General features: G+C 65.3%; 10 protein-coding genes. 7 read left to right on the top strand and 3 right to left on the bottom strand.

Going from position 1 to position 12642, the window contains the following annotated elements; all coding sequences use genetic code 11:
* Positions 1–586 precede the first annotated feature (586 nt).
* The 7 genes from IQ16_RS33860 to IQ16_RS33830 all read left to right on the top strand — a co-directional run bounded on the left by IQ16_RS33860 (position 587) and on the right by IQ16_RS33830 (position 9180).
* The gene (locus tag IQ16_RS33860) at positions 587–1885 is read left to right on the top strand and encodes an N-acetylmuramoyl-L-alanine amidase (RefSeq protein WP_018641682.1); all 1299 of its coding nucleotides are present in this window, start codon (positions 587–589) and stop codon (positions 1883–1885) included.
* Between the two features lie 245 nt (positions 1886–2130).
* Positions 2131–4641, top strand: coding sequence for a penicillin-binding protein 1A (locus IQ16_RS33855; protein WP_018641683.1), 2511 nt, complete (start codon positions 2131–2133; stop codon positions 4639–4641).
* Positions 4642–4747: 106 nt separating this feature from the next.
* A protein-coding gene (prfB, locus tag IQ16_RS33850; RefSeq protein WP_145831993.1) for a peptide chain release factor 2 occupies positions 4748–5879 on the top strand; the annotation gives its coding sequence in 2 pieces (ribosomal slippage) (positions 4748–4816 and positions 4818–5879; 1131 coding nt in all).
* A 59-nt stretch (positions 5880–5938) separates the two neighbouring features.
* A complete protein-coding gene (locus IQ16_RS33845) occupies positions 5939–6370 on the top strand; it encodes a hypothetical protein (protein WP_145831992.1) in 432 nt (143 codons plus the stop codon).
* A 30-nt stretch (positions 6371–6400) separates the two neighbouring features.
* On the top strand, positions 6401–7282 hold the full coding sequence (locus IQ16_RS33840) for an NAD(P)-dependent oxidoreductase (RefSeq protein WP_018641686.1): 882 nt from the start codon (positions 6401–6403) through the stop codon (positions 7280–7282).
* 13 nt (positions 7283–7295) lie between these two features.
* Complete coding sequence (locus IQ16_RS33835) at positions 7296–8186, top strand: DMT family transporter (RefSeq protein WP_018641687.1); 891 nt, start codon at positions 7296–7298, stop codon at positions 8184–8186.
* Between the two features lie 67 nt (positions 8187–8253).
* The gene (locus tag IQ16_RS33830) at positions 8254–9180 is read left to right on the top strand and encodes a DMT family transporter (protein WP_018641688.1); all 927 of its coding nucleotides are present in this window, start codon (positions 8254–8256) and stop codon (positions 9178–9180) included.
* A 51-nt stretch (positions 9181–9231) separates the two neighbouring features.
* Here the strand turns inward: IQ16_RS33830 and IQ16_RS33825 are convergent, their stop codons facing one another.
* Genes IQ16_RS33825 through IQ16_RS33815 form a run of 3 tightly spaced genes read right to left on the bottom strand, consistent with a single transcriptional unit; the run spans position 9232 to position 12640 of the window.
* Positions 9232–10512, bottom strand: coding sequence for an O-antigen ligase family protein (locus tag IQ16_RS33825; protein WP_018641689.1), 1281 nt, complete (start codon positions 10510–10512; stop codon positions 9232–9234).
* Positions 10509–11903: a glycosyltransferase family 4 protein gene (locus IQ16_RS33820; protein ID WP_167526372.1), complete on the bottom strand. Its 1395-nt coding sequence runs from the start codon at positions 11901–11903 to the stop codon at positions 10509–10511. The genes IQ16_RS33825 and IQ16_RS33820 overlap by 4 nt, the downstream gene beginning before the upstream one ends.
* A complete protein-coding gene (locus tag IQ16_RS33815; protein ID WP_018641691.1) occupies positions 11900–12640 on the bottom strand; it encodes an ABC transporter ATP-binding protein in 741 nt (246 codons plus the stop codon). Before IQ16_RS33815 ends, IQ16_RS33820 begins: the two co-directional genes overlap by 4 nt.
* Between the last annotated feature and the right edge of the window lie 2 nt (positions 12641–12642).

Raw genomic sequence — 12642 nt, 5'->3', positions numbered from 1 at the left:
GCCTTGCCGAACCGGAAGCTTCAGGACCACAGCGGCGCGCGGGATTGTCACTCCGCAGCGTCGCGAATGGTCCTTCAGAGTTCGTCGGCACAGTCTGGCGCATCAAGCGTCGGCCCGTATGAAACATTGGGCGGCGGGGCCGCCCCTCAATCAGTTGCTGCAGGCCAGGCATGGCGCGAGCGCGCTCGCCCTGGGGGATCACGAACCGTCCCCTTGGGGTCAAGGGACCGGGTAATGGGTTACGTCGCTGTCTGAACCGTCCCGGAAACGAGGTAACCGGAAACCGTCCGCCGCCGGGGCTTGGCCCGCTCCGCCTCGCTGCCGCGCACCGCGCTGGCCTTAGAGGAGAACGGAAAACGCTGGAATTCCCAAATCTTGGGAGCTCCGGCGCTGCACCGGGAGGCTGAATGCGACACAACCGGAAATATCGGCCGTCAGCATTCCGTACATACGAGGAATGGACCATCGGTGCAAGGGAGCGTCGCACGGCGGTCACAGTCAGCGAGTTTCGCGAATTCGTCATTAAGGATCGATTAACCCTGTGGTTCTATTGCGTTAAAATAGCTGCTCGGAGGCACGGAAATCGGTGGCGAGCCGCGCAAAACAAAGGGTCTTGCTGGGATGCGTGCTGTTGTGCGCTGCGGCATTGCCGTGCGCCGATTCCTCGCGCCTGAGCGCGGCGGAGAGCCGGTCGCAACCCGCTGTTGCGGCAGCAAATTTTCCAATCGCCTCGGGTGCCCGGCTGGCCGGTGACGGTAAGCAGACCCGCTTCATCCTCGACATCGACCAGACCGTGACGTTCCGCGCCGTGACGCTCGCCGACCCATACCGGGTGGTGGTGGACGTCCCGCAGGTCAATTTTCAGCTCCCTGCGGGGACCGGAGCGGCGGGACGGGGCCTGGTCAAGGCGTTCCGCTACGGGCTCGTCATGCCCGGCGGCTCGCGAATCGTGTTCGACCTGACCGGGCCGGCCAAAATTGCCAATTCCTATGTGGTCGAGGCGGCCAACGGCCAGCCCGCCCGGCTCGTGCTCGAGCTTGAGGAGGTCGACCGCGCCGCCTTCGTACAGTCGCTCGGCCCGGAAAACCGTCCAGAGCTGCGGCCTGCGGTCGCCGAGGCGCCGCCTGCAACCGTTCCCGCCGTAGCAGCCCCGGACACGGCGCAGCAGAAGGCTGACAGCCGGCCGGTCGTCGTGATCGATCCCGGCCATGGCGGCATCGACAACGGCACGCAGTCGAGCGGCGAGAGTGAGAAGAACCTGGTGCTGGCCTTTGCCCGGGCGCTGCGCGACCGGCTGGACAAGGCCGGCAAGTATCGCGTGGTGATGACGCGGGACGACGATACCTTCATCCCGCTCAATGACCGGGTCAAAGTCGCGCGCAACCTCAAGGCCGCGCTGTTCGTCTCGATCCATGCCGATGCGCTGCCGCGGGCCGAGGGCGATGCCCAGGGCGCCACCATCTATACGCTGTCCGACAAGGCCTCTGACGCCGAGGCCCAGCGTCTGGCGGATGCGGAAAACCGCGCGGACGCGATCGCCGGCTTCAACCTCGCGGAGGAGCCGACCGATGTCGCCGACATCCTGATCGACCTGACGCAACGTGAAACCCGCACGTTTTCAAATCGTTTTGCCCATCTGCTGATGGGCGAAATGAAGTCTACGGTGCGGATGCACAAGCATCCGCTGAAATCGGCCGGTTTCCGGGTGCTGAAGGCCCCGGACGTGCCCTCGGTGCTGGTCGAGATCGGTTATGTCTCCAACAAGGGCGACCTCGAGCACCTGGTGTCCGAGGGCTGGCGGTCCAAGGCCGTGGGCTCGATGGCGCAGGCGATCGACGGGTTCCTGGCCAAACGGCTGGCGACGTCCGCAGGCGCGTCGAATTGAAGAGGGTTTTTCCGTCCCGCCGCAAAGGCCCTAGTTTGGCCACAGCGGACGCTTTATAAAAATGCCGCAGGGGGTTCCGGAATCGGAGAGAATCCCGCTCGGCAAGCGTCTTTAGGCCCAGCTTGATGTGATTGCGTAGGCCGGTGAATTCGCGACGTGAGGTTGGCGCCAGTTTGGGGTGCCAGTTTTTAGGTCCTATGGGGCTGATACTGGGCTGATCCAGAGTTTGAACGGATAAACACATAATGCGCTTGCTGGTGCGGTTCATGGGCTTCCTGTTCGCCGCGGGAACAGTGGTGTTCCTTGTCGGTGTCGGAGCCGTGGCAGGCCTGATCTGGCATTTCTCCAAGGACTTGCCGGACTACTCTCAGCTTCAGGATTACGAACCGCCGGTGATGACGCGTGTGCACGCGGTCGACGGTTCGCTGCTCGGCGAATACGCCAAGGAGCGGCGGCTGTATCTGCCGATCCAGGCGGTGCCGAAGCTCGTGATCAACGCCTTCCTCGCGGCCGAGGACAAGAATTTCTACGAGCATGGCGGCATCGACTACACCGGCATGGCGCGCGCGGGCGTGCTCTATCTTCAGAACTTCGGCTCCAACCGCCGTCCGCAGGGCGCTTCCACGATCACCCAGCAGGTCGCCAAGAACTTCCTGCTGACCAACGAGGTCTCCTTCTCGCGCAAGATCAAGGAAGCCTTGCTGGCGATGCGGATCGAGAAGACCTATTCGAAGGACAAGATCCTCGAGCTTTACCTGAACGAGATTTATCTCGGCCTCGGCGCCTACGGCATCGCCGCCGCCTCGCTGGTCTATTTCGACAAGTCCGTGAACGAGCTGACGGTGGCGGAAGCCTCCTATCTGGCGGCGCTGCCGAAGATGCCGGCGACGCTGCATCCGGTGCGCAACCGCGACCGCGCCATCGAGCGCCGCAACTACGTGATCGACCGTCTCGTGGAGAATGGCTGGATCAAGCAGGCCGACGCCGACAAGTCGCGCAAGGAGCCGCTGGCCGTCACCAACCGTTCCAACGCCGCCCACACCTTCGCCGGCGAATATTTCGCCGAGGAAGTCCGCCGCGACATCTTCGAGCGTTACGGCGAGAAGAAGCTGTATGAGGGCGGTCTCTCCGTCCGCACCACGCTCGATCCCAAGATCCAGGTCATGGCGCGCAAGACCATGGTCTCCGGCCTCGTGAATTATGACGAGCAGCAGGGCTATCGCGGCGCCATGAGCAAGCTCGATATCTCCGGCGACTGGGGCGTGAAGCTCGCCGAGATCAAGTCGCTGTCGGATATCTCGCCGTGGCGCATGGCGGTGGTGCTGGAGACCAGCGATCAGTCGGCGCGCATCGGCTTCCAGCCGAGCCGCGAACTCGGCGGTGCCGTCAGCAAGCAGCGCGAGACCGGCCTCGTCACCCTCGACGGCGTGCGCTGGGCGAGGGCGGTCCAGGGCAACGCCAAGGGCAAGACGCCGACCTCAGTGGCGCAAGTGCTGGCGCCCGGTGACGTGATCTATGCCGATCCGCTCTACAGCAAGGAGGGACAGCCGGTCGAAGGCCAGTACCGGCTGCGCCAGATCCCCGAAGTCTCCGGCGCGATGGCGGTGATGGATCCCTGGACCGGCCGCGTGCTCGCAATGGTCGGCGGCTTCTCGTTCGACCAGAGCCAGTTCAACCGCGCCACACAGGCCTACCGGCAGCCCGGGTCGTCGTTCAAGCCGATCGTCTATTCGGCCGCGCTCGACAACGGCTACACGCCTTCGACGGTCGTGCTCGACGCGCCGATCGAAATCGACCAGGGCCAGGGCGCCGGCGTGTGGCGGCCGGAGAATTTTGATGCCGGCAAATATAACGGTCCGATGACGCTGCGTAATGCGCTTCGACTGTCGCGTAACACCGTGACGGTGCGGCTTGCCCAGGACATCGGCATGCCGTTGATTGGCGAGTATGCCAGGCGCTTCGGCGTCTATGATGAGCTGCCCAATTACCTGTCGTACTCCCTGGGCGCCGGCGAGACCACCGCGATGCGCATGGTCACAGCCTACTCGATGCTCGCCAATGGCGGCCGCCGTGTGAAGCCGACCCTGATCGACCGCATCCAGGACCGCTACGGCCATACCATCTACAAGCACGACCAGCGCGAATGCCGCGGCTGCGACGCGCCGGGCGGCTGGAAGAACCAGCCCGAGCCGCAGCTGATCGACCGCCGCGAGCAGGTGCTGGATTCCATGACCGCCTACCAGATCACCGAGCTGTTGGAAGGCGTGGTCCAGGCCGGCACGGCAACAGTACTTAAGGAAGTGGGCAAGCCGATCGCGGGCAAGACCGGCACCACCAACGAGGCCAAGGACGCCTGGTTCGTCGGCTACTCGCCGGACATCGCGGTCGCGGTCTATATGGGCTATGACAAGCCGCGTCCGCTCGGCAGAGGCAATGCGGCGACCGGCGGCCATCTCGCCGCGCCAATCGTGCGTGATTTCCTCAAGCTGGCGCTTGCCGACAAGCCCGCCGTGCCGTTCAAGGTGCCGGCCGGCATCAAGCTGGTGCGCGTCGTCGCCAAGACCGGCATGCGTGCCGGCCCCGGCGAGACCGGTGGAACCATCCTCGAGGCCTTCAAGCCGGGCACGGCGCCGCCGGACAACTACGCAGTTATCGGAGTCGCCGACGCCGACGCGCGCGGCGGCATGCCGGCCTCGCAGCAGCAGCAGCCGGATTCCGGCTTCCTGATACGGCCGGGCACCGGCGGGCTGTGGTAGCGGATAACAGCGACGATCGCGGTTCCGGCGGTTGCGCTTTGCAGCCGTCGCCGTTACATCCCGTTGCAATCGAACGCGGACCAATTCCGCGACATCAGAGAACGACATGCGCGCCGAAATCGAACGGTTGGTAGAAGAGATCAAGCAGTCAGTCGGGCTGCTGAGGAGGCATCTTTGACGTCGAGAAATCGACGGCACGCCTCGCCGAGCTGAACAAGCTCGCAGAAGATCCCAATCTCTGGAACGATCCCCAGAAGGCCCAGAAGCTGATGCAGGAGCGCACCTCGCTCGAGGATTCGCTCTCGGGCATCGGCAAGGTCGAGCAGGAGCTCGAAGACGACATCGGCATGATCGAGCTCGGCGAGGCCGAGGGCGATGACGGCGTCGTTGCCGAAGCCGAAGCTGCGCTGAAGAACCTCAAGAAGGAAGTCGCGCGGCGCGAGCTCGAGGCGCTGCTGTCGGGCGAAGCGGACCGCTTCGATTCCTATCTCGAGGTCCATGCCGGCGCCGGCGGCACCGAGAGCCAGGACTGGGCGCAGATGCTCCTGCGCATGTACACGCGCTGGGCCGAAACGCACGGCTTCAAGGTCGAGTATCTCGAAGAGTCCGAAGGCGAAGAGGCCGGCATCAAGTCGGCGACCATCCAGGTCTCCGGCCACAACGCCTATGGCTGGCTGAAGACGGAAGCGGGCGTGCATCGCCTCGTGCGCATTTCGCCGTTCGATTCAAACGCGCGGCGGCACACCTCGTTCTCGAGCGTGCAGGTGTTCCCCGTCATCGACGACAGCATCAAGATCGACATCAAGGAATCCGACGTCCGCACCGACACGATGCGGTCGGGCGGCGCCGGCGGCCAGCACGTCAACAAGACCGAATCCGCGGTGCGCCTGACGCACATCCCGACCGGCGTTGCCGTGGTCTGCCAGGCCGGCCGCTCCCAGCACAAGAACCGGGCGCAGGCCTGGGACATGCTGCGCGCGCGGCTCTACGAGATCGAGCTGAAGAAGCGCGAGGAGAAGGCCGCCGCCGACCAGGCCGCCAAGACCGATATCGGCTGGGGCCACCAGATCCGCTCCTACGTGCTGCAGCCCTATCAGATGGTGAAGGATCTGCGCACGGGCGTGCAGACCTCCGACACGTCGGGCGTGCTCGGCGGCGATCTCGACGAGTTCATGGCCGCAACGCTGGCGCAGCGCGCCTTCGGCACCACCAACGGCGACATCGAGGATGTGGATTAACGACTAGCCTGCCAGTGCTGAAGCCGTCTTGCTCTATCGACCAGACCTCGGAGAAAACCATGACGAGGGAAGAGACGCTCGCAGAGCTGGCGCGTCGGGCCGATGAGCAGGCAGCATTGGCCGAACGAGAACGCAGATTTCACGAACTGCAGGATGGCTATTATCTCAATTATGAGATCGGCGACACCGAGCTGAAGATACGATTTTCCGCCTTCCGATTGATGGTCATTCCGTATTCCGAGATTGTTGAAATAGAGCTCGGATCGACATTTCCCAAACGGTCTGCGCAAATTGACCTGTGCAACGGCATCCGTAAGATGTGCAGGATCAAGAAATCGCGCGGCTGGTTTCGGTACGTTCTGATCACTCCGAGAGAGCCAATGGTTCTGTTGAAGGCTTTCGACAGGTTTCGTTCATTGGCTGATCCGATCAGTGAAATGAACCAGCCGAATGCGGCCCTGCCACCGTTCCTTCGACCGCATGACGATTAGTATGCCGCCTCTCGAAAGGCAGGAAATTAGATGATGCGAGTTGCGTTCATTGGCCTCGGGCGCATGGGCCACGGGATGGCCGGCCGTTATCTCGATGCCGGCTTCACGGTGACGCTGTGGAATCGCAGCAAGGCCAAGGCGGAGGACCTGATCGCGCGCGGCGCGCTTTGGGCGACCTCGCCGGAAGATGCTGCGATCGATGCCGATGCGGTCGTGGCCATGGTTGCCGACGACGAGGCTTCGCGCGCGGTCTGGCTCGGGCCGCAAGGCGCGGCCAAGACGGCGAAGGCCGGCACCATCGCGATCGAATGCTCTACCGTCTCCTATGACCACGCCCGCGAGATGGGCCGCGAGTTCAATGCGCGTGGGCTGATCTATATCGACTGCCCCGTGACGGGATTGCCGGACGCCGCGGCCGCCGGAAAACTGACGCTGCTCGTCGGCGCCGACGCCGCCGATCTCGAACGCGCCCGCCCGTTCCTCGAACCGATCGGCTCGACCATCCGCCATTTCGGCGCCGTCGGCTCCGGCACGGTCTACAAGCTCATCAACAATCTCATGGGCGCGATCCAGATCGCCGGGCTCGCCGAAGGCCTCGCCATCGCCGAGCAGGCCGGGCTCGACATGAACCTCGTGCTGGAGTCGATCCAGGCAGGCGTCGCCGCCAGCCCGCAGGTGCAGCGTCATTCGAAGCGCATGGTCGCCCGCGATTTTTCCGGCGCGACCTTCACGGCAGCGCTGCGGCACAAGGATGCCGCCTACGCCGTGACGCTCGCCGAGAGCCTGCTCGCCGGCAAGCCGCTGGTCGCGCGCGCGGCCGTCGAGGCCTACGCGCAGGCCAAAGCGGTGATGCCGGATGACGATGAAGGCAAGATGATCGAGCTGGTGTCGCGGCCGAAGAAGCCATCCTAGCCGGTACATTCACATGGGGCAGCCACGTTCGGAACGCGGTCTCGGCATTGCCCTCGTCGTCGCTGCCGCGGTTGCCTGGAGCACCGCGCCGTTCTTCACCCGTCTCTTGCCGTTCGATCCCTGGACCATCCTGTTCTGGCGCGGCCTGTTCGGCGGCAGCCTCATCACGGTGTTTCTCGTCCTGATGCAGGGGCGCGGCAGCTTGCGGCAATTGGTGGTGCCGGGCCGCGGCGGCCTGATGGTGGCCTCGTTGTCGACGATCGGCATGGTCTCCTTCATCCCCGCGCTCCAGATGACCAAGGTGATGAACGTCGCCGTGCTGATCGCCACGCAACCGTTTGTCGCTGCGGCGCTCGCATGGCTGTGGCTCGGTGAGGCCGCGACATGGCGGACGCTGGCTGCGAGTCTCGTCGCCTTCGCCGGCGTGGCCATCACGGTGGGCGGCGTCGCGGCAGGGGCCGATATCGGCGGCGTCGCGCTAGGCTGTCTGATGGTGCTCGCCATCTCGGCAATGACGGTCGTCGTTCGGCGCCACAGGGAGACGTCGATGGTGGCGGCAGCCGCGCTCTCGAACTTCCTGGGAAGCTTCGTCAGTCTTCCGTTCGCGCACGACATCGCCCATGTCGGTGGCAGCGGCCTTGCCATCCTCGCGGCGTTCGGCTGCCTTCAGGTCGCGCTCGGCCTGACCTTCTACATGCTCGGCTCGCGCCTGCTGCCATCGGGGCAGGCGTCGCTGATCGCGACGCTGGAAACCCCTTTGATGCCGTTCTGGATCTGGGTTGCCTTCCGCGAGGTGCCGGCCTTCCATGCGCTCATTGGCGGGGCTTTGGTGATCGGAGCGGTGGTCGCCGATCTCGCCGGCGACGCGCCAAAGCGTGACGAGAGCCAGAGCGCGAGCCCTTAGGGTCTATCGGAGATCGGGTGGCCCCGTCCGCCGGTCTGGACTAAGTCGACTGCCGATGCGAGACCCCATGCCCTCGAACGACAACCGGATCGACGCGCGAGACTGGTCGCTGCTCGCTGTGCTCTCGATCCTCTGGGGCGGATCGTTCTTCTTCAACGGCGCGGCTCTGCGGGAATTGCCGCCTCTGACGCTGGTGTTGCTTCGCGTTGCGCTTGGCGCGGCCATTCTGCTGCCGCTGCTCCGCGTGCAGGGCATCAGCTTTCCAAAGGGCGCCGCAGGCTGGACGCCGTTCGTCGCGATCGGGCTGCTCAACAACGTCGTCCCGTTCTCGCTGATCGTGATCGGCCAGACCTTCGTTCCGAGCGGGCTCGCTTCGACCCTGAATGCCACGACACCGTTGTTCACGGTGATCGTCATGGCCGGGGCTGGCGAGGAAGCGTTGCAGATGCGGCGTCTGGCCGGCGTGGCGCTGGGCGTCGTCGGCGTGGTCATCCTGCGCGGATGGGGCGTCGAGACGCGGCCGGGGCAGGGGCTCGGCATCCTGCTCTGCCTCGGCGGCGCGTTCAGCTATGGCTTTGCGGCGCTGGCCGCGCGGCGGCTGCTCAAGGACTCTCCGCCGCTTGGAACGGCGACATTTCAATTGATGGCGTCCACGGTGATGATGGCGGTCGTCGCCGGCATGGTGGAGCAGCCATGGCATCTGCCGATGCCGGCCGTCACGACGTGGCTCGCGGTGCTTGGACTTGCAGGCTTGTCAACGGCGCTCGCCTACATCGTCTTCTTCCAGATCATCCGGCGCTCGGGCGCGACCAATGTCATGCTGGTGACGCTGCTCATTCCCGTCACTGCCATCCTGCTGGGCTGGCTGGTGCTGGGGGAGCCGATCTCCATGCGCGAGATCGCGGGTGCCATCGTCATCGGCAGCGCGTTGCTGGTGATCGACGGGCGCGTGCTCGGCTTGTTGCGCCGCGTGAGTTCCCGATCCGCCGCTTGACCCCGCGGAAGATCGCGGCGCTTGCCTGGCGAGGTCGGTCACGTCCGCAGGTCACTTCTGGCTGCCGGCTTTCGCCTTCAGGACCATGCCGCCGGCAACGCCGACGCCAAGCACATACATCCAGCCCTCGTGGAAATCGAACAGGTGTGAGTTGAGGAGCGAGCTTGCGATGTTCTGCACGAGTGCGGCGAGGCCGATCCAGGCGGCAAGGCCTTCGCCGAGGAACAGCTGTAGCTGCGCGATCCACATGGCGTAGAGCAGGACGACTCCCAAAAGCCCCCATTGCACCGCGACGTTGAGGGTCTGGTTGTGCGGGTTGTTGACGACTTCGGCAGCAAGGCTGCTTTCGCTGGTGGCGGCGCGCTCGAACTGGCGCTTGATCGAGCCGGTGCCGTGGCCGATCAGAGGCGCCTCGGTGAAGGCGTGAAGCGCTTTGCGCCAATAGGTCAGCCGCTGCGCGGTCGAGGCGCGGCTGATGTCCTCATGGCCGTAGCGGTATTCGATCGCGACGTCGGCGATGCGCTGGCGCAGATAGGGCGAGGTCGTCCAGGCCAGCAGGCTTGCTGTGACCGCGCCCGCAAGCAGGAGGAGCGCTGCCCGCCGGCTTAGATGCCTCCAGGCGAACAGAGCCAGCAGCACCACGATGCAGAGCAGGGCGGTGCGGGCCGCGGCGACGAACACCATGTTGGTGACGAACAGCAGGATCAAGGACAGGCAGACGACTGTTGCGGCCGCGCGTCGGTCGCGCCAGAGGGTGAGCGCGGGCAGCGCAAGCGCAAAGGCGCACAGCGTGAACTCCTGGCTCTGGTCGATGTAGTTCTTGACGGGAACGCCTGATGACGCCGTCGCGGTGATCTTCCAGTCGGGATGGAGCAGCACGATCCAGGAGAACACGGCAAGCAGGGCGCAGGAGGCGAGAAAGGCGATGCAGACGTGCAAGCCGCGCTCGGACCGGCTGAAATGGTAGAGCAGCGGCGGAATCAGCACGAGCTTTGCGACCGGCTTGATCGCATGCAGCCGGTCCGCCCACGCCCCCTCCGACCACAGCGTGCCAAGCAGCGCGAGCAGCAGGAGCACGAAGGGCAGGGCAAATGCCGGCCGCGCGAGCTGGCGCGCATAGTCGCGCCAGGCGATGGTCGGCGTCACCGCGAGCAGCCAGAGCCCGACGAAGATCGAAGGCGCCGTGGTGGACCATGGCAGCGATGCCGCGATCAGGATGACGAGCACATCTGCCGTCCGGACCAACGCGACCCGGTTGCGCCAGCTCCGCCATCCCGTCCGGCAGCCCTGCCGATCGGCAGGCCCGGACCACATCGCGGATTCGGCTGTCATCCGTATGATGCGAGCGGCGCGGCGACCAGTCTTTCCGCGGGCACCTGGCGGCCGAGGAAATCGCGGGCCTGCGTCTCGTAACCGAAGCGCTTCGCAAGCTCCGGGCGCCGCGCCCGGATCTTGCCGCGCCAGTCCTCCTGCCGCGTCAGGACTCGGGTGACGGATGCGGCGATCGAGTCCGTCGAATACGGGTCGAAATAATCGGCCAGCTCGCCGGCGACCTCGCGGAAGACCGCGATGTCCGAGCACAGCACCGGCGTGTTCGCGGCCAGCGCCTCGATGATCGGCACGCCAAAACCTTCGGCAAGGCTCGGCATGATCAGGCCGTGCGCCTCCGCGATCAAGGCGGCCTTCTCGTGCTCGTCGACATAGCCGGCGAAGCGGACGTTGGGCGGGAGGTTGCGCATCCGGCTGATCTCGCCGGCATAGCCGATCACGACGAGATCGGCCTGCGGCACGGCCCGGAAGGCGCGGACGACGGCGGCGACGTTCTTGCGCGGCTCGTTCGAGACGATCACGACGAAGCTCGGCCGCCCCGGACGCCCCGACGGGGCTGGAAGGTGCAGGACATCCGGGGCGTCGAACCGGGTGCGGGGATACACGACCCGCGCCGGTAGGTGCGCAAATTGCGGCAACAGTTCCCTGAACCGCATCATGCTGTAGTTTGAAACGAAGGCGAGCTCGTCGGCCTGGCGCAGGCTGGTGCGGATTCGCGCCAGGAACTGCCGGGTGGCGATGTCGCTGAGCTTGAGATCGGTGAGCGGCAACAGGTCGTGGACGACGCAGATCACCTTGGCGTCCGGCCTGCGCTTGATCGCCACGCGGGTCGGGGTGTCCACGACGATCACGTCGTAGTCGCGCGCGTCGATCCGCGGCGGCGGGAGCAGGAAGAAGGCCGAGGAGTCCTGATAGTTGAAGAATCCGGGCTCGAGCTGGAAGTCGCCGAACAGTTCGAGGTGGCTCAGATCCGGCGGTATGTATTCGAGCGCGGCGGGCCGGTTCTCGATCAGTCGCGCGTTCAAGCCACGCAGGCCGATCGCGCGCAGCAGGCAGAGGATGTTGTCCCGCGACAGCAACATGCCGACCCTGTGGCGGAGCCAGTCGAATTTGCGGCGCGTGCCGCTGAGCGTCACCGGCCCGCTCACGTTGATTTCGTCGAGGAAGCGATAAAGCGCAAGCAGCTCGATGTTGCGGGACTGCGCCGCGAACAGCTTCGTGCGCCGCTCGCGCCGCAACAGCTTGCGGTAGCGCTTCGAGGTCTCCACCAGCAGCGTGAGTTCGTGGCCCTCCGAGGCGAGCGAACGCACCAGCTCCCGCGTGAAATGGAAGATGCCGCGCTTGTGGTTGGGTTGTCCGAGCGACTCGGAGACGACGAGGATGTTCTGTTTCATGCGCGTTTCTCGCGGAGCTCAAAGGTGTGCGTGGCCGGGGGCTCGACCGTGACGGTCGAGGCGATGCGGCCGTGATCGAGATTGATGATGCTGGTGCAGGTACGGCGCAGCAGCGGCTGGTCGTGCGAGGCGATGATCACGATCGCCGCCTGCGACACCATGTGCAGCAGCCGCCCCTCGGCCTTCTCCGCAAAGTGCTCGTCGACCACGCTGAGCCATTCGTCGAGCAGCAGGATGTCGGCCGGAAAGGCGGTCGCGGTCGCAAACAACACCCGCATCAGCATTCCCGAGGAGAACATCCTTAATGGAAGCCGCTGCATGCGGGGCTCGAGCTCGGTGAAGGCCCAGATCTCGTCGATCACGGCGCGGGTCGGCCTCCGGCCGCTGATCCGCAGCAGCAGCGCGATGTTGTCCTCCGCCACGAAATCGAGGTTGACGCCGGCGTTGAGGCCGAGCAGCGGCACGACGTTGCCCTGCAGCGCGATGCTGCCGCTGCTCGGCGGATACACCCCGGCGATCAGCCGCAGCAGGGTCGATTTGCCGGAGCCGTTGGGACCGGCGAGCCCGATGCGGCTGCCTGCTTCGGCCTCGATCGTGACATTGTCGACGGCGCGGATGATCCGCATCTCGCCCGGCTCGCGGATGAGGTGCCCGAGCAGCCGCCGCTTTAGCGAGAAGTCGTAGGCGCCGTAGAGCGGGTAATCGAGACAGACGTTGCGAAGACTGATCGAGACCATGC

The sequence above is a fragment of the Bradyrhizobium huanghuaihaiense genome, from assembly GCF_007830635.1.
GTDB lineage: Bacteria > Pseudomonadota > Alphaproteobacteria > Rhizobiales > Xanthobacteraceae > Bradyrhizobium > Bradyrhizobium huanghuaihaiense.
This window is presented reverse-complemented; position numbering and strand designations above follow the sequence as displayed.